This window comes from Mucilaginibacter straminoryzae (genome assembly GCF_022953055.1).
In the GTDB taxonomy this organism is placed as follows: Bacteria; Bacteroidota; Bacteroidia; order Sphingobacteriales; family Sphingobacteriaceae; genus Mucilaginibacter; species Mucilaginibacter straminoryzae.
In genome coordinates, this window is sequence record NZ_JALJEJ010000007.1 from 131,937 (window position 1) to 156,622 (window position 24,686).

18 protein-coding genes are annotated in these 24,686 nt (G+C 42.6%); 6 read left to right on the forward strand and 12 right to left on the reverse strand.

The window, feature by feature from the left end:
- The first annotated feature begins 794 nt into the window (after positions 1 to 794).
- Complete coding sequence (locus MUY27_RS14925) at positions 795 to 2,786, forward strand: right-handed parallel beta-helix repeat-containing protein (RefSeq protein ID WP_245131175.1); 1,992 nt, start codon at positions 795 to 797, stop codon at positions 2,784 to 2,786.
- Position 2,787: 1 nt separating this feature from the next.
- On the opposite strand, the gene MUY27_RS14930 is transcribed toward MUY27_RS14925, so the two are convergent.
- From MUY27_RS14930 to MUY27_RS14980, 11 genes are all read right to left on the reverse strand, one after another.
- Positions 2,788 to 3,561, reverse strand: coding sequence for a WecB/TagA/CpsF family glycosyltransferase (locus MUY27_RS14930; RefSeq protein WP_245131176.1), 774 nt, complete (start codon positions 3,559 to 3,561; stop codon positions 2,788 to 2,790).
- Positions 3,562 to 3,923: 362 nt separating this feature from the next.
- Positions 3,924 to 4,493: an acyltransferase gene (locus tag MUY27_RS14935; protein WP_245131177.1), complete on the reverse strand. Its 570-nt coding sequence runs from the start codon at positions 4,491 to 4,493 to the stop codon at positions 3,924 to 3,926.
- Positions 4,494 to 5,597, reverse strand: coding sequence for a glycosyltransferase family 4 protein (locus tag MUY27_RS14940; RefSeq protein WP_245131180.1), 1,104 nt, complete (start codon positions 5,595 to 5,597; stop codon positions 4,494 to 4,496). It abuts the gene before it with no gap.
- Positions 5,572 to 6,141: a serine acetyltransferase gene (locus tag MUY27_RS14945; protein WP_245131183.1), complete on the reverse strand. Its 570-nt coding sequence runs from the start codon at positions 6,139 to 6,141 to the stop codon at positions 5,572 to 5,574. Before MUY27_RS14945 ends, MUY27_RS14940 begins: the two co-directional genes overlap by 26 nt.
- On the reverse strand, positions 6,128 to 7,192 hold the full coding sequence (locus tag MUY27_RS14950; protein ID WP_245131186.1) for an acyltransferase: 1,065 nt from the start codon (positions 7,190 to 7,192) through the stop codon (positions 6,128 to 6,130). Before MUY27_RS14950 ends, MUY27_RS14945 begins: the two co-directional genes overlap by 14 nt.
- Positions 7,189 to 8,196 carry a glycosyltransferase gene (locus MUY27_RS14955; RefSeq protein ID WP_245131189.1) on the reverse strand — a complete coding sequence of 336 codons (1,008 nt, stop codon included), beginning with the start codon at positions 8,194 to 8,196 and terminating at the stop codon, positions 7,189 to 7,191. The genes MUY27_RS14950 and MUY27_RS14955 overlap by 4 nt, the downstream gene beginning before the upstream one ends.
- A 2-nt stretch (positions 8,197 to 8,198) precedes the next feature.
- The gene (locus MUY27_RS14960) at positions 8,199 to 9,686 is read right to left on the reverse strand and encodes an oligosaccharide flippase family protein (protein WP_245131192.1); all 1,488 of its coding nucleotides are present in this window, start codon (positions 9,684 to 9,686) and stop codon (positions 8,199 to 8,201) included.
- Entirely contained in the window at positions 9,670 to 11,004 is a 1,335-nt protein-coding gene (locus MUY27_RS14965) for an O-antigen ligase family protein (protein ID WP_245131194.1), read from the reverse strand. The genes MUY27_RS14960 and MUY27_RS14965 overlap by 17 nt, the downstream gene beginning before the upstream one ends.
- Positions 11,005 to 11,046: 42 nt before the next feature.
- Positions 11,047 to 13,464, reverse strand: a complete 2,418-nt coding sequence (locus tag MUY27_RS14970) for a GumC family protein (RefSeq protein WP_245131197.1) — start codon at positions 13,462 to 13,464, stop codon at positions 11,047 to 11,049.
- 2 nt (positions 13,465 to 13,466) lie between these two features.
- Positions 13,467 to 14,264: a polysaccharide biosynthesis/export family protein gene (locus tag MUY27_RS14975; RefSeq protein WP_245131199.1), complete on the reverse strand. Its 798-nt coding sequence runs from the start codon at positions 14,262 to 14,264 to the stop codon at positions 13,467 to 13,469.
- 37 nt (positions 14,265 to 14,301) lie between these two features.
- Positions 14,302 to 15,687, reverse strand: coding sequence for an undecaprenyl-phosphate glucose phosphotransferase (locus tag MUY27_RS14980; RefSeq protein ID WP_245131200.1), 1,386 nt, complete (start codon positions 15,685 to 15,687; stop codon positions 14,302 to 14,304).
- Positions 15,688 to 15,943: 256 nt separating this feature from the next.
- On the opposite strand from MUY27_RS14980, the gene MUY27_RS14985 reads away from it, so the two are divergent.
- Both MUY27_RS14985 and MUY27_RS14990 read left to right on the forward strand, forming a co-directional pair.
- Complete coding sequence (locus MUY27_RS14985) at positions 15,944 to 17,281, forward strand: right-handed parallel beta-helix repeat-containing protein (RefSeq protein ID WP_245131203.1); 1,338 nt, start codon at positions 15,944 to 15,946, stop codon at positions 17,279 to 17,281.
- 153 nt (positions 17,282 to 17,434) lie between these two features.
- Complete coding sequence (locus tag MUY27_RS14990) at positions 17,435 to 18,175, forward strand: PorT family protein (protein WP_245131205.1); 741 nt, start codon at positions 17,435 to 17,437, stop codon at positions 18,173 to 18,175.
- A gap of 78 nt (positions 18,176 to 18,253) precedes the next feature.
- Here MUY27_RS14990 and MUY27_RS14995 read toward each other — a convergent pair whose 3' ends face one another.
- Positions 18,254 to 19,768 carry a PA14 domain-containing protein gene (locus MUY27_RS14995; RefSeq protein ID WP_245131209.1) on the reverse strand — a complete coding sequence of 505 codons (1,515 nt, stop codon included), beginning with the start codon at positions 19,766 to 19,768 and terminating at the stop codon, positions 18,254 to 18,256.
- Positions 19,769 to 20,000: 232 nt separating this feature from the next.
- Here MUY27_RS14995 and gmd point away from each other — a divergent pair, with 232 nt between their 5' ends.
- The 3 genes from gmd (at position 20,001) to MUY27_RS15010 (ending at position 24,661) form a co-directional block, all read left to right on the forward strand.
- Positions 20,001 to 21,116 (forward strand): GDP-mannose 4,6-dehydratase, encoded by a 1,116-nt coding sequence (gmd, locus tag MUY27_RS15000; protein ID WP_245131212.1) that lies wholly within the window; start codon positions 20,001 to 20,003, stop codon positions 21,114 to 21,116.
- A gap of 403 nt (positions 21,117 to 21,519) precedes the next feature.
- Positions 21,520 to 22,311, forward strand: a complete 792-nt coding sequence (locus MUY27_RS15005; protein WP_245131216.1) for a polysaccharide biosynthesis/export family protein — start codon at positions 21,520 to 21,522, stop codon at positions 22,309 to 22,311.
- 25 nt (positions 22,312 to 22,336) lie between these two features.
- Entirely contained in the window at positions 22,337 to 24,661 is a 2,325-nt protein-coding gene (locus MUY27_RS15010) for a GumC family protein (protein WP_245131217.1), read from the forward strand.
- Positions 24,662 to 24,686 lie beyond the last annotated feature (25 nt).

The window sequence follows — 24,686 nt, forward strand, 5'->3', positions numbered from 1 at the left end:
CTTACTTACAGGTAAGGATTACCGCCAGTTTTATGGCAGTGCGTGATCAGTTGACGCGCAAATCATGAAGATTTGTTCCCCGCATTTTTTAACCTATCATCGTCTTTCAAAAGGGTACTCCGATTCTTCTGTATTGTAGATAAATAGGATGTGGGCTTATAATATTTAACCTGCTTTAATAAGCATTTTGACGATATAAAATACTATGATGTGTTGATCGTCGAAAGGTTGTTAAAGTGGTTTCCCGTTATAATTTTCCGAGCGGATCGTTAGGTTTTTTGCAATAAAATGCAATTGTCGTAAAGGGCCGTGCCAAAAACTTAACCTAAAGATAAAAGTTTATTCATTTAAGTTTTAACTGAATTGGTTTTCACTTGATAGTTATCTTACCGTCTTCCCAGATAATAAAACTCTTAATAAATGCCTGTAAAACAGTGCTTTTTGTAATTAATAAACTATAGTACTGCTTTGTATTCTTAAAAGTTCTAAGATTTTTTTAAAATTTATAACCCTCAAATTTTAACAGAAACAACGTTTTTTTGTAGCATTTTCGAGATTTTGTATCATTTTAAATACAGATTTGTTTTTTATAGAGGACAAAAATTTTTGTTTTGCGAAACATTGCGCTTAAATTTATCGTACAACTAAAACAAATTAATAGCGATGAAAGCAGTAGTGTTAGCCGTAAAAAAATCACCAGCCCTGGTATTATCTGGATTAGTATTAGGAAATATCTCGGTTATTATGTTGTTATATCTGGCCTTACAGCTTACTAAATAGAAAACAATAAGGCCATGAAAAAGCTGACGGTATTAAAGCTCACCCTTTACTTTTGTGTTACCTTAGTAGCTGTCGGCACTGCCCGTGCGTCAACCTATTATGTTTCTGAAACGGGTAATGATAATTACAATAGCTTGGAGGCGCGTAATCCATCAACGCCATGGAAAACGCTGGATAAAGTAAACGCTTTCTTCAAATCACTTAATCCCGGCGATTCTGTTCTTTTTAAAAGCGGGGATACCTTTAACGGACAGATCTTAGCTTCACGCTCCGGGTCGGTTTTCGCACCCATCTATTTTGGTTCTTATGGCCGCGGCGCAAAACCGGTTGTTTCGGGTTTAGATAACCTTACCAACTGGAAGCAGTTAAAAAATGGTATTTATGAAACCCCCTGCGATTTTGCTCCTGCTAACCTGATCATTAACGGCGTTCAACAAGCCATGGGCCGTTATCCTAACAAAGGTTATTTAAGCTACGAAGCCCACAACGGTAATAACAACATTACAGATAACCAGCTAACTAATGCGACAAACTGGGAAGGGGCCGAAGTGGTAATTCGCAAAAACCGTTGGATTATCGATAGAAGTACAATTACTTCGCAATCAAATGGCACGATCAACTTTGACGGTACCAGCAACGCTACGCCTACAAACGGCTATGGCTACTTTATCCAGAAAGATGTAAGAACCCTTGACCAGTTTGGCGAATGGTATTACGATGCCAGCCGCAAAATGATGATGGTTTATTTCGGCAGCCGCAACCCCGGTTCATTTACTGTTAAGGCCGACGGTGTGAATCACCTGGTGGATATCAAACGGTTTAACTATCTCTCTTTTGAAAATATCGCTTTTACCGGGTCTGCAGAAAATGCCATTCATATCATCCAGGCCAAAAATATTACCCTTCGCGATTGCGATATCAATTATGCAGGCGCAGACGCTGTGTTTGCTAACTATACGCCTTTTGTTACGGTAATCAACTGCACTATCAATCATGCCCTTAGCGGTGCAATTGATTTAGATGCAGGATGTGCCAATTCCGTTGTACTGAACAACCAGATCAGGAATACCGGGTTAATGGCGGGTATGGGAAAAAGCGGTACAGGTACTTACGAAGCCATCACTTCTTTTGGCGATAATACCCGCATAGAAAGAAACCGTATTGACAGCACGGGTTATAATGGTATTTATCTGGGCGGCAACCACGCTACAGCTAAGAATAACGTCATCAGCTATTTCTGCCTGACTAAAGATGACGGTGGTGGCATTTATGTGGGCGACTGGTCTAAAACGGTTAATAAAAAGATCATCAACAATATCATTGTTAACGGGGTAGGCAATACTGCAGGTACCAATTCATCACTGATGGCAGCCGAAGGGATTTACATTGATGATAATTCTGAAAGCGTAACCATTGTTAACAACACGGTAAGTCTTTGCGCTAACAACGGTATCAAGATACATAACGCGAAAGACATTAGCATTTTAAGCAATACGGTTTATAATAATGGCGTACAGTTACGGTTAGAGCAGGATCACTACCTGGCGACAAGCAGCTACATTCGCAATAATACCATTCGCAACAATACCTTTTATTCTAAAAATCCGGTACAATCTGCGGCGAAGTTCTCAACACACCAGGACGATATTGCTTCTTTCGGACAACTGGATAGTAACTTCTACTGCCGAAAAAATGAGGCTGGCATTGTTACCGCCAGTGTAAAGAATGGAAAAGGGGTGAACCAGCGTTATAACCTGGTTAAATGGAAAACGGCTTATGGGAAAGATCAGTATTCAAAAGAAACGAGCACTACCGAAGCTGTCTTGTTTGAATATAACGACAGTGGCAGTGCCCGTACAGTATCTTTAAAGCAGCCCTATGTGGATGTTCATAACCGGGTTTATACAGATAAGGTAACTATTCAACCTTATTCTTCTGTACTGCTTTTGGCTTCCGTTAAACCTGTTAAAAATTTGGAAAGAGAACAAGTTTTAGCCAGCCGTTAATTTAGTTCAATAGCATTTTTTCGTAATCGCTATGGCCTTTAGCAGCTTGTTTAAGCTTCTCCTGGGCAATTAATTTCAGGAACACCGGCCCATAGTATAAGTAACGGCGCCACAAGCGTTTTGGTTCTTTCACCAGGCGGCCAAGCCACTCTAAACCCAGGTTGATCCATACCTGGCTGGGGCGTTGCACGGTTCCGGCATAGAAATCGAACACGGCACCGATAGTGCAGATAATTTTTGCATTAACCAGCTCTTTGTGTTGATAAGCCCATTTCTCTTGTTTGGGGGCTGTCATGCCTACAAAAAGCACGTCAGGTTGAAATTCATTAACTGCAGCGATCATCTTTTGGTTATCCTCGTCAGTAAATTCTTTCTTGTAAGGAGGAGAATAGCTGCCTATTTTGATGTTAGGATATTGTTGAGATATCTTGTCTGTGATTTTTTTCAAGGTTTCGTCTGAGGCACCCAGGTAAAAACATTTGCCGGCTTTTTTATCCAGATCTTTTAATAAATGCTCATGAACATCAGCACCTGCGATTTTTTTTATTTTCTTACCAGACAGTAAGCGTGCTGCTACAACAACACCTACACCATCCGGTAGTAATACGTCCGACTTTTGGAGTGATTCCTTAAACCCGGCGTCGATGTTAGCCATACAGTAAGAATATTGATTGATGGTGTTTACCAACAAGTTAGACTGATCTGGCAATTCATTAAGCGTTTTGGTAAACAGTGGATAATCACTAAAGCTATATGGTTGTTGGTTCGGTCTCATGTTTTATATATAGTATAGAAAATTATTTATTAGTTATTATTTTTAAACTTATTGGTAAAAATGATTGAAGTTATACCATATTTACATCACTATAATAGCAGTAACTATGCCATCTATGCCATTATTTAATCAATAATTAAAATTTGTTTAAAATCTTTTTTGATGGCTTAGAAGTTGGCGTTAATAAAACCTATGGGTGTAAAAACGGTAGACAGATACAGACACTTGTACCGGAATTTATACAAGGGCGTACCTAAAGCGATTTTTAAGGGTGTTTAAAAAAGTGAACAGTTTTGCAGACTTTCTGCAAAATAGGAAGGCAATCGCAGGAGAAATCCTTACTTAATAGTATTAAATAAGACTTATAATGGAGTATTGGAGGTTATTTCAGAAGCAGGGCCACATAACTTAATATGATTTTCCAGATCTTCTTTAGTAGCGAAGCGGTCTTTAATTTTTTTCGCCGGAACCCCTGCATAAATAGAATAGGGCTCGACGTCTTTAGTGACGACTGAGCCAGCCGCGATAATGCTACCGCGTTGAATACGTACGCCGCTCATGATGATGGAGCCATAACCAACCCACACATCGTCCTCAATAACGGTTACGGTATTTAACCCTAACCAGTCGTAATCTTTGTCGCGTATTTGTGAAGCCAGCCTGACGGGGACGCCTACCTGCTGGAAATTATGATCGTAACGGCCAACCAGGGCTACCCGGTTACCAAACATTACGTTATTGCCGATAATGGCATCAGATTCAATAAAAGAATCGCGGCCGATGTAGAAATTTTCGCCGATGATTACCGTATTCTTCGCCCAGATGCGCACACGCAGACCCATATGAAAACCATGACCGATCTGGTACCGCCTGAAAACAACAGTGCGGTAGAATTCGTCCCTAAGTTTCTTAATGAACCTGAAATTAAACATTTACGAAAGCGCTATGGTGCTTAAAATTAAGGCAAGTTCTGCACAAACTTCCTTTTTTGTAAATAATTTTCCTTTTTCCTGATTGTTTTTTTTCATCCCGGCCTGCAACTGTTCTGACGATAAAAGCATCCTGATCGCCTTACTAACACCATCCACGTCTTTAGGTTCTACCCAAAGGCAGTTTTCGGGTTGGGTGAGGTAATCTGCCGAGGCTCTTTGACGGGTGGTGATGACGGGCATTCCTGAGGCGATGGCATTAAACAGTACCATCGGGAAACCTTCGGGGAAGTAAGTAGGGAAGACCAGTACGTCGCAGTTTGCGTAGTAACTATTCATTTCCTGCTCCTGGATGAAGCCGGTAAACTTTATGCGGTCTTCCAAATGTTCAGATGCGACTAATTGTTTCAGCGCATCTTCTTCGGGGCCCCAACCGACAATCATTAGTACTGCATTAACAGAATCTTTTATTTTGGAAAAGGCATTTACAACTTCAAACACACCCTTTTCGGCAATCAACCTACCGGCAAACAGCAGTACCTGGTGATCATCTGGAATGCTATTATTCTTTTTAAAATCAGCGTCTTTTACAAACTGCTCAGGCCGGACAATATTCTTCGTCACGAAAACTTTAGCAGCGGGCAGCAGCCCTTCATTAACCACAAGCTGCTTTTCTTCTGAGGATAAAAATAACCAGCCCGATACCTTTCTTTTAAGGTAAGGCAATATGCACTTTCCAAACCGCGAAGTCTGGTCGCGAAGTACGTCCAGATCAGAGCCGTGCGATTTAATTACAAACCGTGTTTTGAATGGGTATAATGATCGCACTATTCTGATGGTAAGCCAGTCGCGCATCCCGGCTAGTCGCTCTACGCGCGAATTCAGGTAGATCACGTCCGGTTTAAAACGATAGCACTTTACCACCAGTTTTAAAGCGTTCTGTATCAATACGCTTGCCCTGCCTGTCTTGCTGGTAACGCCATCTTTAGCTGCGTAATGGAAGTAATCGCAGGCGTAACCTTGTTCCTGCATGCCAACCATTTCATCAAGTGCAATCTCCACGTGATGCCTGGTAGGCATGCTAAATAATATGCGTGGTTTCTTCATTAGTGAAAGTGTTGGTTATGGTTGATTTGGGAAGCCGGTTTACCGCAGGGTTACCCACGGCGGTATGGTAAGCGGGTACATCTTTAACTACCACCGCACCTGCGCCGATTTTGGCATGGTCGCCGATGGTGATATTACCGATGATACACACGTTACTGCCGACATCCACATAATTGCCAATGATGGGCGAAGGGGTAAAGCCACCACCCGGAAGTTGTTTATTGCCGATGGTGGTGCTTTGCCTGAGTGTACATCCCTCGCCGATAACTACTTGGTTTGTCATTACCAGGGCCTGCCCATGGTAGAGGCGGAAGTTCGGGCCGATCTGTACATTCCATGGAATTTCAATGCTGAAGAACCACTCTACCATAATGCGGTAGAACATCAGGTATAGAAAGCCGATGTAATAGTAGATGCGGCGCGTAGCGCAGAAATTAGCTATTCTGAAGAGTAACAGGATTATCCTGCCCTTTGCATTACCTTTATTTGCCTGCCAGTCCTGAAATATAAACCTGAAAAAGCCCATTCGCTTACCCTGATACATATTTCCCAAACGGAATTTTATTGAAAACCCATCCCAGTGTAATACTAAGAAGCAGGCAGATCAGCATTACGGCAGGTATGGCTATAGCAGGATAAATGAATTTATAATTCAGGTTAAAATGATTCATGATGTTCAGAAAGAGCGGGTGGCTCAGGTAGATACTAAACCCATAACGCCCTGCGATGTTTCTGAATCCACTCATTATTTTACTGTTGCCAATTGTGGAGATACCTTTAATAATAGTGAAAATACCGACGGCCATCAGCAGTACATTCAAACTTAGAAAGTCATAAAGCGAATCACTAAAGCGGCGGGCAGCAGCAGAAACAAGGTAAGTGCCCTGAAAGGTGATGATAAAGCCAGTCAGTAAAAGCAAAGCGGCCGGCGTGATATGTTTTGTAATAATATTTACCCTGTGCGCAAGGTAGTAACCCAACACAAGGTAACCCAGGTAACCGCTGAAGTAGCGGATATCTAATGCCGTATGGTCCGAAATGCCGAATTGTTTCAGCGCTAATGCGATAATCCAGATGCCCAAAAAGTATAGGGTTTTTTTGTTCGAAGCCGAATTGATCCATGGTTGAATAACAGGAATTACCATGTATAAACCGATGATCATGTACACATACCACAAATGGAATTCGGTACCCTGGAGTAATTTTATTTTAAGCCATTCCAGTAGCTGATGGGTGGTGAAACCAGCCTTCCTTACCTGTATTAAATAATTGAAGACAAGATAGATCAGGCTCCAGAATAAAAATGGGAGCAGGATTCTTCCCAATCTTTTTTTTAGAAAAATGTTCAGTGGCAACTCTTTTGGTAGCACCAAAGCTCCTGTAATCATTACAAACAGCGGCACGCTGCTCCGGAACAAAGATTCGTAAAAGTTGGATACCCACCAGGCTGTGGTAGGGTGGGTGCCGTCGCCAAATTCAAGTGCTACCCCGTATGCTGCCACATGGATACCAATCACCGCCAGGACAGCAAATATTTTGATATTGTCTATCCATTCCAGTTGTTTAGCGGCCCGATTGGTAACAATTGTACTCATGATGCTACGGCTACGTTATTTTGTGTCCGTTTAACTGCTTCTGCATTGGTAAAGCGGCAATACCAATACATGAGCGTGGTGTACAGTTTCGGCGAAAGCCAGAACAGCTTTAATGCGTATTTATGTTTGGCTGCAAGCGAGGCAGTGGCAACCAGCTGTTTTTGATAACTTCGAAGCGTCCGGATTACCCGCTCATAAGCATCAGGGTATTTTTCTGTGCCTACCAGTAGCAGCAGATTTAGCAAAGAAATATTCGCGACGATATCAAACTTCTGCGCCTCGATAATAACGGCTTTATCTTCCGATTTTACCAAGCCGACAATTTTTGCCGAGACACTGATCGTTTCCAGGTACTTTGGGTTGAAGGCACTCATACTTGCAGAGTTATCCCTCACCAGGTAGTTATAGCAAACCACATTTTCAAAAGCCGTTCTTTTTGCACCTAAAAATGCTTTTGCGGTGAACAGGATGTCCTCGTAAATATGGCCTTCAAACCCGATAGGTTTTATCAGTTCAAATCTGTAAATTTTATTGTTCGCGCTGCGGTCAAGCTCGCCGGAAAGGCAAGCCTTTAAAGCCTCCGCATGATCGAGTATAACAGCCCCGTGCTTTTCTGCCGGTTTAAGTACTTTATTTGGAAAGACGGTTTGTAAGCGGCACACCGAAATATCGGCATCGAACTTCAAAGCGTTTTGGTAAAGCAGTTCGTACATATCTGCGCTGATGGTATCATCGCTATCGATGAAACCGATGTATGTACCACTTGCTTTTTTGATGCCGGTATTTCTTGCTGCGGACGGGCCGCCATTTTGCTGATCAATAACGATGACGCGGCTGTCTTTTGTGGCATAGTCGTGGCATTTTTGCCCGCTATTGTCGGTGCTGCCATCGTTCACTAATATCAATTCGAAATCTGTAAAACTTTGGTTCAGAATGGAATTGATACACTCATCTATGTAACACTCTTTGTTATATACGGGCACTATGACAGATAGCTTGGGCATAGTTAAGCAGCGTTATGTTCAGAAAGTGCAATGCTTTTATTAAGATGAACGTCTGGAAAGTTCAGATTGGCCTTTTTTTTAAAAATGCCGAATAGATAAAGCGCAATCAATCCCACAACGGCTAAAGCACATCCGAAAAACAAATACGGGTTTAAGTGCTGGTTACCATAGATGCAAATCAACGGTGCAGCAAGTATCGCCCCGTAAAAACTAAGGCAATGAGCGATGGTGATCAGTTTACGGCGTACCAATACCACATCTTGCAAGATATGGAATACAACGAACGAGCCCAGTACGGCATAATTGATTACAGCCAGTTTTCTTACAAATAACAACCCGGCAACACAACCGCAAATATTAATTAAAAGGCTGATGATATTAAAGCGCATATCCAATCGTTCCAGTCGCATAGCAACCAACAGGTTAGCCTGCAATAATACGGTAGGCATCAGCAGAAAAGTCAGGAACATTTGCTGCAGACAAGCGACCGCACCCGGATACCCGTTGCCGAATACCAGCGGTATGATAATCGGTGCAAAGGCGTAAATAAAAGCGTAAGAAATAATAGCGAACAGGGTGTATACGTTAAATATATTGGTATAAATAAACCGCAGGTTATTAAAATTGCGTTCGTTGTAGTATTTAATGAACTGCGGGTAGATGGTACCCGAAGCCACCACCGGGATGATCTGCAACACCGAAAATATGCGGAACGCAATTTCATAATCTGCCACGTTCTGTAAGGGCATCGATTTAGAAATGATCACATTCCCCAGTTTCCAGTAAATAATGGAAATACTGCTGATAACAATGAACCGCCAATTGCTGATCACCAGGTTTTTCAGATCCGCATAAGATACCTTTGCTTTCCAAAGCGATTTTACAGATAATGTATTGGCAGACCCCATCTGGATAAAAAGACTCAGCGTTACTAACCTTACAGCAACCACCAATACAGATAACACGGCTGTAGAAAACGGATAGATAAACAGCATCCCGGCAACAATCACTTTTAACAAACCGTCGATAGCCAATACGGTGGCTGTTTTTTGCTGGCGGTTCTCTGCTATGTTTAAGGTTTTAATAGCGTTGATCAGGTTATCGAAAATAATGTTCGTTCCCAGCAGCACGCAGAGGATCTGGATCTGGGCATCGCGGTAGAGTAGTAGCGCAATTACAATATTGACGCCATAAAACAGCCCGCCCAGTCCCAGCTGCATCTTCATGAACTTGTTAGTAAGTTCATCTTCATACATATTTTTTACGTGCTCGCGAATGAACCATTGCCCCAAACCCATAGACGAAAACGCCGCCAGGATCTGATAAACCGTGTTGGAGATCAAAAACTTAGCAAACTCATCTGGTTGGTACTTGCGCGCAAGGATTGCAAAAAACAAACTGACGAACAAAATCTGGAATATGTTTGAAAGCACACCCCATAGACTGTTCTTTATAAAAGTAGATTGCAGGTATTTAAACTTCTTGCTCATGCGCAATACGGTAGCTATAATATTCCTTTGCAGGATAAGTAACAATCAAAACAACCATACAGGCCACCATAATCAGCAGCCGGTAATCATAGATCGAGTAAACGGTGTTAAAAGCAACCAGCCAGCTCACGAGTGATGCCATCAGGAAGGCCACCCTGTTATCTACATTACCCTTCAGGTAATTGATAAACCCTTTAACAAGGGGCACAATAATGTATAAGGCGAATATGGCGAAGCCTATAAAGCCCAGCTCGACCATGATTTTCAGGTAACCATTCTCCGGCTGGTCAAAGAACACCAGTTGCCCGTCTTCCACCTCCAGGTATTGATCCTGCGAGTGGCGCATCACGTAATTCTGATAATTACCAGATCCGATGCCCAGGTAAGGGTGCTTTTTAGAAATATCGTAAGCTTCTTTCCAGATGCTTTGGCGGAAGGAAAGGTCCTGGCTAAAGTTTTTTGCCCTGTCGAAAACGCCGGAGTGGAAATTAACAAAGGTGACTACTAGGTAAGCGATCACCACAGCGATGATGCCATATATCCGGTATTGCCGTGCCGTCATGAGGAATACGATCACCAGCCCGACTAAGAACCCGCCAAATGCCGCCCGGCTACCTGCGAGGTTGATGCCTACGATAGCCAGCGCAAAAGCCAGGTAGTTTAGGATGTAAGTTTTTCTTGGCGAGCCTTCTTCTACAAAAAGGAAAAGGAAGCTACCCATAGCCAGGAATTGCCCGTGCGCTTGTGAGTCATAAAATACCCCCGGCCAGCGGACGATGTGGAACACCGGATCGATGGTATTCGGGCTTAAACCGGGGTAGAAGGTGAAACTTAAACCCATGGCCACCTGCAGGGCCAGGAATATCAACGCCGCTACATAACCCGCTTTCAGCGCCCGGATGGCCCGGTATAAAAAAGAAGGATCTTTGGCGCACTCGGTCATTAAAAAGCGACCGAATATGAAAATGGGAAGCGTTTTTAAAAAACTTAAGTAAGTATGGCCCGGAAACTCGGAAGTAAGTCCACCAAGAATAATGATGATGGACAATAAGATAAACAGGAACAAATAAAAGTTATGGTTTACCCTTAGGTTGATAGTGGTAAAATCTTTAAGAAGAAAAATTAGACAATAAAAACAAAGGAAGTCGAAAGTTTTGAAACCGCCCCAAGCTTCTATTGTAATCTTCAGATCCATTAACGGCAGCATAGCCAGGATAAAAAGCAGGCAGGATTCAACCGTATTTCCCTTGTAAAAAACATGGAGAATAAACAGCAGAACAGTTAAACCCGGAAGTATAACTTGCAACGCGTGCGACATGAATGAAATGCTCTACAGACAAAGTAAAATTTAGCAGGTTAATTAAAACCTGCTAAAAAAGTGTTTAAATGATGTTTTGAATGCCGGCCGCGATTCTGCTACATAGTAGCTGCTATCGTAATTATAGCCGTAACCGAATTTCTCGCGTTTGATACCGTTGAATATCACGGTCATGTTCGGCAGTCGATCGCTTTCGTAGGTTTCGCCTGCAAATTCCAGCTCTTCTTTACCGGTATAACCCTGGCGCATAATGTATACGGATACATCTGCAGTGCGCGCGATAATGGCTGCATCTGTAACCAGGTGCAATGGCGGGCTGTCTATGACCACGTCATCATAGCGGTAACGCAATTCATTGATCAGTTCTACCAGCCTGTCTTTCTCCAGTAATTCAGCCGGATCAGAAGCGCGGGCCCCGCAGCCAATAATATCGAGGTTTGGTATTTCGCTATGCTGGATGATGTTTTCTACCGGTAAATTGTAGGAAAGGAAATCCGTGATGCCCGGATGATCCAGCGAAAGACCGAACATTTTAGAAACCTTTGGCCTGCGCAGGTCCATTTCCAGCAATACGGTTCTTCTGTTTGAAGAGGCCAGCGAAGCCGCCATGTTGGAACTTACGAAGCTTTTGCCTTCCTTAGAAATACTGGAGGTAAACAACGTTACACGGCCTTTTGCATCCGCATGCAGATCTTCCATTTCGCCCATCAGCATACCTTTTTCAAGGTCTAATTGCACTTTGGGGTTGATCTTTTTATTCTGATGCAGGAAGTTCAGGCTGGTTCTGATCGCCCTGATCTGCTCGCTCAATAAATTGTTTTTATTGGTAGCGATAACAGTGTCTTTATCGGTCTCTTCGTAAGATAATTCACCCAATACCGGGATATTCATTGCGTCTATCTCGCGGCGGCTGGTGATCACATTGTTAAAGGTATGCCTGAAATAAAGCATCAGGAAAGGAATGCCCAATCCCATTAACAGCGCTACAGCAGCCACAACCGGTATGCGCGGCCATTTAATATCGCCGACAGAAGCCTGGTCTACAATACGTGCATCCGGAGAAGTTGATGCATAGCTTAATGCTAACTCTTCCCGTTTTTGCAGTAAGTATACATACAGGTTCTCTTTGATAGAGCTCTGTCTTTTCATATCGCCGAACTGGCGTTCCTGTACAGGAATGTCGTTAATAGATGATTGTACCTTCCTGTTAAATGCTTGTAATTGGCTTTTCGAGTTTAACAAGGACGACTTGATTCCAGCAATAGTTTCCTTCAACGAAGATTTGGTAACGGCAATCTGTTTGTTAAGAGGATCAAAAAGCGGGTTGCCTTCAGGCGTAGTTGCCAATAAAGCAGTTTTCTTCAGTTGAAGCTGAGATAAACGTTCTACAAGGCTGGTCAGCGCCGGATCATTGATGCCGATTGTTGCCGGGGCAGCTTCTCCGCTATTAGAGTTCACATACCTTTCAATACCGTCAATGATATTCAGCTGTACGTTAACATCGTTCAGTTTTTGATCGTTAGTTTGTGCATTTTCCAGGTAAGATTTCGTTTGCGAGCTAATATCCGCCAGACCCTGGCTGCTGCGGTAACCCTGTACTTTCTTTTCCGAACTGCTTAGTTCGCCGCTTAAAGAAGCTAAACGCGCATCGATAAATTCAATGGTGCTTTTGGTCTTGCGTTTCTCTTCAGCAATGGCTGCTTCGTTATAAGCTTTGATCAGGCTGTTCAGAAAATCTTTACCGCGCTGAGGTACTTCGTCGGCTGTAAAAATACCGATAGTAGGGGCGGTCTTGTCCAGCAGGTGGGTATCCAGTATTTTAAGATAGTTATTGGTCACCATTTCCGGATCATCCACTTTTACCTTAATTTCCGAACCGATGTAATCCTGCAGATTATCAGTAGGCTGCAGCATCCAGCTGCCAAAAGAATTACGCAACGTTTGGTTAAACGCTAATGTTTCTTTACCGCCTTTTTTGGTAGACAGCTCAAACGAGTTTTTATCTTTAATGTGAACGGTAAAAGACTGCCCGTTCAAAGAACCTCTTTTAGTCAGGAGTACAAATTTGAATGGTGCAGTTTCGTAAAGGTCAACAGTTTTAAGGCCGTTGCTGGTGGTATAAGTCGCCCACAGTTGCAGGTCGTTCACTACCTGGCCAACCAGTTTTTTCGATCTCAGGATTTCAATTTCCGCTTCAGCATTTTTTGGAGAAGTGTTCATATCCAGTTCCGGCACAGGCGACCTGTCTTCCGGTGCCTTCTTCTCATCCTTCACTAGAATGGAGGCGCTAATCTCATACTCTGGATTAACAATGTGCATATAGGCATACGCCCCGACAGCAGCAAGCACCAGCCCCAGTATAAACAGGGGCCAGTGATAAATGTATTTGGCTAAAACAGTCTTCAGGTCTGTAAACTGATTTTTGTCTGTTTTCGAGCCTTTAGAATCTCGGACGTTCATGATTAGTGATTATATACAAAGAGCGATACGGTGATGGCTACCAAAGACAATGCCGAGATAATCAAAGCGGCTTTTTGGTATCCTGTATCATTATTTTGTAGTTTCAGCTTGCTTGGCTGTACAAAAATCAGGTCGTTGCTTTTCAGGTAGAAGTATGGCGACTGGAACAGTTTCTTTGAAGTCAGATCGATTGGAACGTAAGTTCTTTTGCCGTCCATTTCGCGTACCAGGATGATATCATCACGTTTTGCAGTGATGTTTAAGTCGCCTGCAAGGCTTAACGCTTCGGTAATAGTTAAGCGTTCGCTCGGGCTGGTATAAACGTTAGGACGCATTACGTCACCCAACACCGCTACACGGAAGTTAACAATACGCACATAAACGTTTGGTTTGCTTAAATAGGTAGCCAATTGCTGGGTCAATTGTGCCGATAATTGTTCTGTAGTTTGGCCTGATACTTTGATTTTACCAACCAGCGGCAACATCACTTCGCCGTTCTGATCTACAGTATAACCGTAAGTAGGTTCGCTTGAGGTAGTGCCCGCATTAGGAACGTTATTGTTGAAAACGTTAGCGGCATCCTGGTTCAAACTGGTTACACTGATGGCAACACGGTCTAAAGGCTGGATGGTGTGGAGACTAAAATTGTTGATGTCTTCAGAGCTGATGTTCGCACGGCTCAGATCCTGAAAATAGGGGATCTTGTCGTAAGACGCACAGCCAGAAATTACAATACTAAATACAAGAAGGGTCAGAAGTATTTTGCCATACTTCATGAGAGCGGTAGCAGTTGTTTTCATAGAGAGTAGAGTGTTATGTTAAACGAGATATAATATATTAATAAGCATTTTTTTCACCTTTTATAATATTAATAACAGTCATAAATACGATCTTCAGATCCAGCGTCAAAGACCAATGCTCCATATACCATATGTCGTGTTCAACACGCTTTTCCATCATCCAATTCTCCCTCGTTTCCCCCCTGTAGCCATTGATCTGCGCCCAGCCGGTAATGCCCGGTTTAAGGAACTGGCGAACCATATATTTGTCTATTATCTTACTATATTGATCTGTATGGGCAATCATGTGCGGCCGCGGGCCAACTATGCTCATATACCCCAACAGTACATTGAAAAACTGCGGAAATTCATCCAAGCTTGTTTTTCTTAAAATCCTTCCGATCGGGGTAACGCGGCTATCATTTTTGGTCGCCTGTGTCCGGTCGCTATCTTTGTTAACCGCCATGCTACGGAACTTGTAGCACCAAAACGGTTTGTTGTTTCTTCCGCTTCTAAGCTGTGCGAACAGCACCGGCCCTTTGCTTTGAAGTTTTATCAGTATTGCCAATAGGGGATATAACCAACTAAAGATGAAAACAATTACCCCCAGGCTAACTACTATGTCAAACAACCTTTTCTTAAAACGGTTTTCGATGCTTTCAAGTGGCTCTTTTCTGGCGCATAACACCGTGAAGTTGTCCATCTTATCAAACTTGAAATTGTGTTCAAGCGCAGAGAAATCCGGAACGAACTTCAATCTTATACAATTCTTTTCGCCTTCTTCAATCAAGTCGTTTAAATCGTTCATCTTATCCGCATTTACCGAAACGAACACTTCTTCTACACCGTAATTGGCTGCCGTGCGCAGTTGCTCGCGTGCCGAAGAGACTTCTAAAAGCCCGTCGTTATTGATAATCGGATAATCCTGATCAAGGAAGCCAACAAACTTTAAACTGTTTTGTTTTAGCAGGTAAGAAGCCAATTTCTGGCCGCCTTCGTTCTTTCCTAATACAGCAACAGCTTTTCGCAGGTCGTAATTTTTGGTAATGACGGTAGTAACGTAAGTGCCTAAGAAACGGCTTAACAAAAATGCTAATGCCATAACCGTATAGAAGCATACCAGGAAATTGCGCGAAAACTCGTTCTGTTTGCTCATGAACAGAAACGCAAGAAAAAGGAAGATATGCAATACATAACTTCTGGCGGTGGCTTTATAAACGGCCTCAACCCGGTGAACGGTAGCATCGCTATACAGGCGATAAATTGCCGTACATAATAACCAGATGAGGTTACAGATGAGCAGGTTTGATCGTAAATAATTTTGCTCTGCAAGAAAACCGTATTTGTTGGCAATCTGCGCGCCTAACGAAAAGCAGAAGTTAACCAGAATGAGGTCGGTAAGTACCAGCGCGCATCTTAAAACGTAAAAATAGCGAGTTTCCATAGGTTGTAGCTGTTGAAAAAAATAGATGATCTCCTATATCTTATATTTATAATAGATTAAATAAATAATTCTATAGTTATAAATATTTTCAAGCAGTAGACAATATGTGTGCCAAAGGAAAATTTAAATCGCTATATTAAATATTGAGCCTCGTGCTAACGAATTGAAAATTAAAAGCGTAATAAATACGTGTGAATTAAACGATACACTTTTTAACCATATGTCCCATCTCCTGAAGGCTAAAATGTATGCCAGAATGAACAGCACTTTGCATACACCGCTCTTGATTATTGTAATGCTGCTTTACGTATCGTCCGTTAGTGCGAAGAATATATATGTAAGTTCAAAAAAGGGTAATGATATCTTTGATGGGTCTCATTATTTGAAACCGAAAAAGACTATCCAGGCTGCAGAAGAGCTTACGAAACCCGGTGACACCGTATTTGTGATGGATGGTGTTTATACCAATGATTGCGCGGCTTGTAATGTGTTAAACATTACCCGAAGCGGAAAAAAGAACAAATACATTGTGTATACCGCTATGCAGGGGCACCACCCGGTGATCAGCTTCGACGGCTGGGCCGGGTTTTTTATTACCAACGGCGCCAGCTTTGTCCAAATAAGCGGGTTTGAAGTAATAGGAGGGAATCAGAAACTGACACTATCAGCCGCATTAAAACAGCCGATGAGTTGCCAGAATAAAAAAGGTACCCCCGACCCGAAATACAACGGAAACGGAATTGTGATAGACGGTAATGGTAAGAAAATGTCTCATCATATCATCATCAGCCAGAACACTGTTCATGATTGTCCGGGAGGAGGGATCGGTGCTTCCCATGCCGATTATGTGACGGTAGAAGGTAACCTGATCTATAATACCAGCTGGTATTCTGTATTTGGCAACAGCGGTATTTCTTTTTACCAGTTCTATAATTCTGATAACGGAAAGGGTTATCACAACATTATTAGGGCGAACAAATGTTACAACAATAAGTCACTGGTGCCATGGTTTAAAAACTGCGAAATTATGGATGGCAACGGTATCATTGTGGATGATTTCCGTAGCCGGCAGAACGGTTCGAAACTGGGCAACTATCGCGGCCGTACCCTGATTGAAAATAACATCTGCTGGTACAATGGCGGTACGGGTATACACACATTCCAAAGCGACCATGTAGACATTATTAACAATACGGCTTACTGTAACTCGCAGGATAAACATTTGAATGCCGGCCAGATCCTTTCCGGCCTGGGGAATGACAACCGTATTGTGGGTAACATCCTGGTGTCTGATGGTGATAACATTATCAACTCTAATTATTACAACACCAATTTCACCTACGAAAATAACCTGCACTTTAATTTAAGCACACCCGGTAAAGAGGTTGTAAATGTAACCAGCAAAACATGCATTGCCGGTACAGATCCCGATTTTGTGATGCCTGCTAATAGCCTCAAAGCAGATTTTCATCTTAAACCAAACAGCCCCGCTAATCACAAAGCGAATACGGTGCTGCATCCGGGTGTTGATTTTGATGGCAGGCCCCGTCCCGATGGTAAAGCTTGCAGTATGGGAGCCTTTGAAATACAGTGAGTTAATTTTATGTAGAATATATTTACATAAAAGAAAATATTTTTTAAAACCCTCAGAATAAAAACGCGTTTTACGAATTGATAAAAGGTTAAAACTATAGCCTTTCTGTTAATTTTTTATCTAACTCACTGAAAAACGAAAATATTTTCTGTCATGAAGCTCAAAGTCTACTTGCTGTTTGCAATACTTATTGTTTTTGCTGTGCCGGTTTGTAAGGCGCAATATGTCGCCCTGGGAGTGCGTGGGGGTGTTAATAGTCGCAATTTTACCAACGGTGAAGGTATTAGTAAATTTTTAGCGGGTGATACCCGTTTGAATACCGGACCAACCGGGGCTATATTTCTAGAGTTTAAGTATAGCAAGATGTTTTCTTTGCAGCCTATGCTGGAATTGTCATCTCAGGGAACCAAAAGCGGTGTGTTTTCTACCGGTTATCCTTCAAATTATTACAACTTCAGGAAAAGTGCAGAGCTTAATTATCTGATGTTGCCTGTACTGGCAAAGTTTGGTGTGAATTTAACCCCACGCTCGCGATACCGAATATACACTTCGGTTGGTCCGTACGTAAGTCTACTAACTTCTGCCCGACAGTATTATACCGCCACCCAATATTTTAATTACGATGGTGTTAATTATTACAAATCGCAAACCTATGCTGCGGATATCCGCCCGGACCTCCACCGGGTAAATGGCGGTATCGAAGGCAACGTTGGGTTGATGTATACTGTTGCCAATACATCTCTTTTTGTAGAAGGTGGGGGTAATTACGGATTATTTAATGTTCAGAAGCGCGGCGAGTACCGCAATACCGGTGCAGCCACCATTGCTATTGGTATCAGCTACTGGTTCCAGCAATTAGACTACCGGCGCGCGGATCACTTTATGTCCCTTTAAAAAACGAACTGATATAAAAGAAACGCCTTCCGTTATTATCGTGAAGGCGTTTCTTTTTTGGGATTAATGTTAGTTTGATTATTTATAAGTAATAATCGAAGCAGGAAGAATAGAAGCATCGGCCCCGTCGCCCCATTTGTTATCAGTATCCCAGCCGTCAGGCTTGTCGGCATTGTTAGATAACCAAACCGGATTAAGGTAATTGTTAGAATTATAGAACTTTACTTTATTACCCTTTACCTTGCTGTTTGATACCTTGTGGCCGCCAATACTGTTCACATATATCCCCACGTTGGTGAAATACTGCTGTTTACCGAATATCACATTATTGATCAATTGGTTATTAGATCCACCGGCGATAGCCATACCGTATTGCCCCGGGTTAACCAGGATGTTATTCATGGCTACCTGATTCGATCCGCCCAAATCACCTAACATAATGCCGCCACCACTGGCGCTCGGGCCGCCGCCTCTGATCCAGTTGCCGTTTACGGTAATCGGGCTGGAAGGGGTGCCGTTACTTTGATATAAACTGATTCCGTCTTCGGGGTTACTTGCGCCAAAAACGTTCTCGCCTTTATTATAGCTGATGGAATTTCCTGAGCCGTTCACATTATTAAATTGGACAAACTGTCCGCGGGGGAAAGGTCCTTTCATGTTCAGGAACTGATTGTTATTTACAACTATACCACCCTGCACTGCCTGGTCTACATACACGCCGGTACTTACATTGGTAAAGAAATTATAATCAACCGTAATATTGCGGCAGTTGTGCAGGTAAACACCCACGTCTGACGAATTGTACAACTTACAATTGGTGATGCGGATATTATAGCAGTCGATCAGGCTGATGGCGGGCTGATTTCCGCCTGCAATAGCTTTGCCGCTAATGGTCATGTCGTGTACGTTACGTAAAGTAACTACGCCTGAAGCAGTATAGGTAGGAGCGGAGGATGCCGGAGCAGCGGCTGGTGCACTATAAGCAGCAAAGCGCGAACTTGCGATTGGTGTTTCGGTCACGTTGTTGGGCATGGTCCACTGTACAGAAACGTGTCCGTCGCCGCCGCCCTGTTTTTGTAACACCTCAATGTAGTATTTCTGCCCAGCTTGTAGTTTTATCTGAGCAGACTTTTGAGAGGCGTATTTTGTAAACTCGCGAAAATTGGTCCAGCTGAGTAAACCGGCAATTTTTACTTTTTTTGAAGGATCCGTATCTGTTGAAAGATAAAGATCTACTGCATCATCACCAGCTACCGCAAATGTGTAGTTACCTGTATAGGGGGCTGTAATATAAGCACTTAACCTGCGGCCGTAATTCGGCGTACTGCTTGAAGCTTTCTCAAGGGTGGTGATACTGCTTTTTGAACCAGACGGATTAGAAACAGGCACCTGTGCCACATCATTTCCTGAAACGTTACTCCATTCTTCACATACCACACCTGCTGGCATGATGCTTGCATTAGTGTTTGCGTTCGCCTCTACTGCTAAAGATTTTGCAGAAATGGTGGCAACGGCGCTTTCGGGTGCAAGTTCTTCTTTCTGGCATGAACTGATAAATGGAAGCAGCGCTGTAAGGGACGTTAATAATAACATGTAGTTACTCCTTTTGGTCTTTTTAATGATCATTAGTGGGTTTTTGTTTCGATTATTAACCTGTGTGTGAGTTTGCTCTTGACCGGAAAATACTACAATTAGCTTCGGGAAAACGTAATTAAAGCCAATAATATTAACTATTGGTAATTAAATACGGCTTAAAAGTAAAAATAATTACTCTATAAATAAAACATTTTGGTAAAAAAGTAATTCTAATACCAAAATTCACCTCATGAAAAAGAAAGCTCTACTCACTGGTGTCACGGGTCAGGACGGCGCGTATCTCACCGAATTATTACTTGCCAAAGGTTATGAAGTACATGGTATTAAAAGAAGAAGTTCACTGTTTAATACCGATCGTATCGATCAGTTCTATCAGGATCCGCATGATCCCAATCGCGATTTTATTCTTCATTACGGCGATCTCACCGATAGCACGAACCTGATCCGGATTGTGCAGGACGTTCAGCCGGACGAAATTTATAACCTGGGTGCCATGAGCCACGTAAAGGTGAGCTTTGACACTCCGGAATACACCGCTAATGCAGACGGCATTGGCACTTTAAGATTGCTGGAAGCGGTCAGGTTATTAGGACTTACTAAGAAGACACGCATCTACCAGGCGTCAACTTCAGAACTGTATGGTTTGGTGCAAGCCGTTCCGCAATCAGAAACTACGCCTTTCTATCCACGCTCGCCTTATGCAGTAGCTAAATTATACGGATACTGGATCACCGTTAATTACCGCGAAGCGTATGATATGTATGCTTGTAATGGTATTCTGTTCAACCACGAAAGCCCGTTACGCGGTGAGACCTTCGTGACAAGGAAGATTACCCGCGCCGCAGCAAAAATTGCTTTAGGTCTGCAGGATAAAATTTTCCTGGGCAACCTGGATGCACAACGCGACTGGGGGCATGCGAAGGATTATGTAGAGGCGATGTACCTGATCCTTCAGCAGGATAAACCAGAAGACTTTGTTATTGCTACAGGTATAACCACACCGGTTCGCGATTTTGTAAAAATGGCTTTTGCCGAATTAGGCATAGATGTAGAGTTTGTAGGCAAGGGCGTAGACGAAAAAGGTTACGTGATCAGTTGCAGCAACCCCGAGTATCAATTAGAAACCGGTAAAGAAGTGGTAGCTGTAGACCCGAACTACTTCCGCCCGACAGAAGTAGACCTGTTAATAGGTGACCCTACTAAGGCGCAGGAGAAATTAGGCTGGAAACCGAAGTACGACCTACCTATGCTGGTAGCAGATATGATGGCTAATGACGTAGAGCATTTCCGTAAGGAAAAGCTACTGAAAGAATATGGATACGAGATCAAAAATCAGTATGAATAAATATATAGTGTCTATAACAGGTTCACTAAAATAGACACAATTACCATCAAAAGCCGACCTGAAATTTCTGGTCGGCTTTTTTATTGAACAATAATAGAAAATGAAAAATTTATCAAAAGCTTCATTTCGTGGCGTTTTTGATAGTATTTATACCTGCTTTTTTAAAAAAATACATTCATGGTTAACTGTGGTTTAATTTTTGTAAACCTAAGTGGAAAAGTTTTATAATCTCAAAAAACACAAGTTGCGTTGCGATGTTATTATTCTCAAAATAAAACTTTTTAATCTTTAATAGTAAATAATAATACTAACTACATAAAATTAACTAAGGATTTATAGTGCTGTTGATGGTTGACGGGAAGAATAAAATTCAACTAAGAAGACAACTTAACTTAAAATAAATATGAACTTTCGCAGATCACTCATTGCAATCACCTCAATTATCACTATACCTTTTTTAATAACCTCATGCGCTAACGTAGAAAAAACGGTCTATTTTAATGACCAGCGCGACTCATCTATCCTGGCTAAAACATCGGTTCCTAAAACAACCATTCAGCCGAATGACATCTTAAGCATTACCATCAGCAGTATCAATCCGCAGGCTACCTTAATCTTTAATACGCCAAACACCTCTTATGTTGCGGCAACTGGCTTAAACGGTAATGCGGTTCAGTCACCAGGTTATCTGGTAAATACAGAGGGTTATATCACTTTCCCTGTGTTAGGAAACATTAAAGTAAACGGATTAACCACTAACCAAATTCAAAGCCAGCTGACCAAAATGCTGACCGATCAGAAACTATTGGTCGACCCGATCGTGATGGTTCGTCAGTTGAACTTCCGCGTCAGCGTATTAGGCGAGGTTGCCCATCCCACCGTAGTAAACGTTCCGAGTGAAAAGATATCGCTGCTGGAAGCCCTGGGCATGGCCGGTGATATCACCATCTACGGCCGTAAGGACAATGTATTGGTGATCCGCGAAGAAAACGGTATCAAACGCATTAAAAGATTGAACCTGAACAGCAACGAACTGTTCAATTCGCAGTATTACTACCTGAAATCAAACGACATTGTGTACGTAGAAGCTAACAAAGCTAAAGTAGCCAGTTCGAGCCGTACCACACAAACTTTACCGATCATATTAAGCGCACTTTCTTTCGGGGCCATTATTGTGGACCGTTTAGTTAAATAGTTTTTCAATTAGTTTCCATCTACCTATGAATTTGTTAAGAAAAGTTTCCAGAGAAAAAGAGCCGGGCAGCTCGAATGATTTCCTGCTGAGCCTGATTCCGTATTGGCCGCTGTTTTTGGTGTTGATCGCGCTGTCTATAGCGGGCGGTTGGTTATACCTTCAAATGGCTACACCACAGTACGAATCCCACGCACGGATTCTGATTAAGGATGAGAAAAAAGGTGTTGAAGAAGCCAAAGCCCTCGAGGCCTTTGATATGCTTTCGCCAAAGAAAAGCGTAGACAATGAGTTAGAGGTGTTAAAGTCTAAAACACTGATGAATAAAGTGGTTGCGCATCTGGATCTGTTCGCGCCGATTTATGAAGAAGGTAAATTTAAAGACAAACTGGCTTACGTAAGTGCACCGGTACGCATCGTTGCAGACAGCGCACTGGGTTTCCGTCCAACGCCTGATAAAGTGAAAATAAACTTTGCCAGCACAGGCGTTACATTTAATGGTAAAAGCTACCCGCTTAACCAATGGGTCAAAACGCCTTACGGTAATCTGAAATTTATCCCTAACCCGCGTTATGCGGCCTATACCGGGTCTAACCAAGGGAAGAAATTCTATTTCTACCTGGTTCCGCAAAGAAAGGTTGTAGATAACCTGGCTTCAAAATTAAAGGTAGATGCAGCAAGCAAATTGTCAACAATTATTGATCTGAGTATCAACGATGAAGTGCCGGAAAGGGGTGAAGATATACTGAATAACCTGATTGACGCTTACAACCTGTCATTGGTAGAGCAGAACAATAAATTGGCAGCAAATACCATCCATTTTATTAACGACCGTCTGAGCACTGTTCAAAGTGAACTGCAGGCTGTAGAGAAAAAGCAGGAAGCATTTAGGGCCAACAGCGGCGCAATCGACCTGAGCGCGCAAGGCAAATTATACCTGGAAAGCGTTAGCACAAACGACCAGAAGGTGGGCGAAATGAACATGCAGTTATCTGTATTGAACCAGATAGAAAGCTATGTAAAATCGCGCGACATGAGCAAAGGCCTGGTGCCCTCTACTGTAGGTGTAAATGATCCGGGCTTAACCCAGATGATTAAAACCTTGTACGAGCTGCAACTGGAGATGGAAAGCTTGAAGAAAACAGCAGGAGAGAATAACCCGCTGGTACTTGCTGATAAAGACAAAATTGAAAAAATTCGTCCACAAATTCTTGAAAACATCCTGAACCAGAAACGCAGCCTGGTTGCCAGTCGTGGTAATTTGGCTGCTACTACAGGCAGCTATTCGTCATCACTGAAAACATTACCGCAAACAGAACGCGCGTTGGTAGATATCAGCCGCGAGCAAAGCATTAAAAACGGTATCTATACCTTCTTATTACAGAAAAAAGAAGAGACCGCCCTTTCTTTTGTGTCAAACAATCCGGGCAGCCAGATCATAGACCGTGCTGAGTCATCTGAGAAACCAGTTAGCCCTAAACGTAATGTGGTTTACCTGATCTGCGTATTCCTGGCGGGCATCATTGGTCTGTCGGTAGTGATCAGCAAAGAATCATTCGGCGGTAAGATTATGTTCCAGAAAGATATTGAAGAACTGACCGAGTTACCTGTGATCGGCGAGATCAGCAAAGACCGTTCTAAACAACAGGTAGTTATCGGTAACCGCCAGCGTACGTTAATTGCAGAACAGTTTAGAAGACTGCGTACTACGTTGAATTATTTAGGCGTAGGCGGTCAGAAGAAACGTATTCTGATTACCTCTGCAATCTCTGGCGAAGGAAAAAGCTTCGTGTCTACCAATTTGGCGGTCAGCCTTGCACTTACAGGTAAAAAAGTTGTGTTGCTTGATTTTGACTTGAACAAACCAACCCTGAGCAAGAAACTGAACATCCTGGAAGATAAAGGTATTTCTGAGTACCTGAACGGCGAAGTAACAGCCGATGAAATTATCAGAAAAACCGGCATTAACGATAACCTGTACTTCATCTCGAGTGGTGCCCTGCCAGACAGCCCTTCAGAGTTAATGCTGAATGGTATGGCGGCTGAGTTGTTGAATTACCTGGATCAGTTGTTCGACTATATCATCATCGATATTGCGCCGGTAGGCCCTGTATCTGATGCTTACATCATTTCGCCGTTAAGTGATGCTACCTTATACGTAGTACGCCATAACTATACGCCTAAAACTTTTGTTGAGCGCATAGATGAAAATAATCGCCTGAATAAATTGACCAACGCAGCTATTGTATTTAACGGCGTATCGCAACGCGGTATTGGTGGTAAAGGCTATGGCTACGGTTACGGTTATGTTTACGAAGACAGTAATTATCATAAACGCTTATCTGCCGGATAGGAAGAACTATACTGAAGCGGTCGGC

What these genes read in the sequence shown, in the direction of transcription:
- MUY27_RS14970 (WP_245131197.1), bottom strand. Translation starts at nt 13,464, where the DNA reads ATGAACGTCCGAGATTCTAAAGGCTCGAAAACAGACAAAAATCAGTTT.
- MUY27_RS15005 (WP_245131216.1), top strand. Translation starts at nt 21,520, where the DNA reads ATGAACTTTCGCAGATCACTCATTGCAATCACCTCAATTATCACTATA.
- gmd (WP_245131212.1), top strand. Translation starts at nt 20,001, where the DNA reads ATGAAAAAGAAAGCTCTACTCACTGGTGTCACGGGTCAGGACGGCGCG.
- MUY27_RS14940 (WP_245131180.1), bottom strand. Translation starts at nt 5,597, where the DNA reads ATGAAGAAACCACGCATATTATTTAGCATGCCTACCAGGCATCACGTG.
- MUY27_RS14935 (WP_245131177.1), bottom strand. Translation starts at nt 4,493, where the DNA reads ATGTTTAATTTCAGGTTCATTAAGAAACTTAGGGACGAATTCTACCGC.
- MUY27_RS14980 (WP_245131200.1), bottom strand. Translation starts at nt 15,687, where the DNA reads ATGGAAACTCGCTATTTTTACGTTTTAAGATGCGCGCTGGTACTTACC.
- MUY27_RS14975 (WP_245131199.1), bottom strand. Translation starts at nt 14,264, where the DNA reads ATGAAAACAACTGCTACCGCTCTCATGAAGTATGGCAAAATACTTCTG.
- MUY27_RS14985 (WP_245131203.1), top strand. Translation starts at nt 15,944, where the DNA reads ATGAACAGCACTTTGCATACACCGCTCTTGATTATTGTAATGCTGCTT.
- MUY27_RS14965 (WP_245131194.1), bottom strand. Translation starts at nt 11,004, where the DNA reads ATGTCGCACGCGTTGCAAGTTATACTTCCGGGTTTAACTGTTCTGCTG.
- MUY27_RS14950 (WP_245131186.1), bottom strand. Translation starts at nt 7,192, where the DNA reads ATGAGTACAATTGTTACCAATCGGGCCGCTAAACAACTGGAATGGATA.
- MUY27_RS14990 (WP_245131205.1), top strand. Translation starts at nt 17,435, where the DNA reads ATGAAGCTCAAAGTCTACTTGCTGTTTGCAATACTTATTGTTTTTGCT.
- MUY27_RS14930 (WP_245131176.1), bottom strand. Translation starts at nt 3,561, where the DNA reads ATGAGACCGAACCAACAACCATATAGCTTTAGTGATTATCCACTGTTT.
- MUY27_RS15010 (WP_245131217.1), top strand. Translation starts at nt 22,337, where the DNA reads ATGAATTTGTTAAGAAAAGTTTCCAGAGAAAAAGAGCCGGGCAGCTCG.
- MUY27_RS14925 (WP_245131175.1), top strand. Translation starts at nt 795, where the DNA reads ATGAAAAAGCTGACGGTATTAAAGCTCACCCTTTACTTTTGTGTTACC.
- MUY27_RS14995 (WP_245131209.1), bottom strand. Translation starts at nt 19,768, where the DNA reads ATGTTATTATTAACGTCCCTTACAGCGCTGCTTCCATTTATCAGTTCA.
- MUY27_RS14960 (WP_245131192.1), bottom strand. Translation starts at nt 9,686, where the DNA reads ATGAGCAAGAAGTTTAAATACCTGCAATCTACTTTTATAAAGAACAGT.
- MUY27_RS14955 (WP_245131189.1), bottom strand. Translation starts at nt 8,196, where the DNA reads ATGCCCAAGCTATCTGTCATAGTGCCCGTATATAACAAAGAGTGTTAC.
- MUY27_RS14945 (WP_245131183.1), bottom strand. Translation starts at nt 6,141, where the DNA reads ATGTATCAGGGTAAGCGAATGGGCTTTTTCAGGTTTATATTTCAGGAC.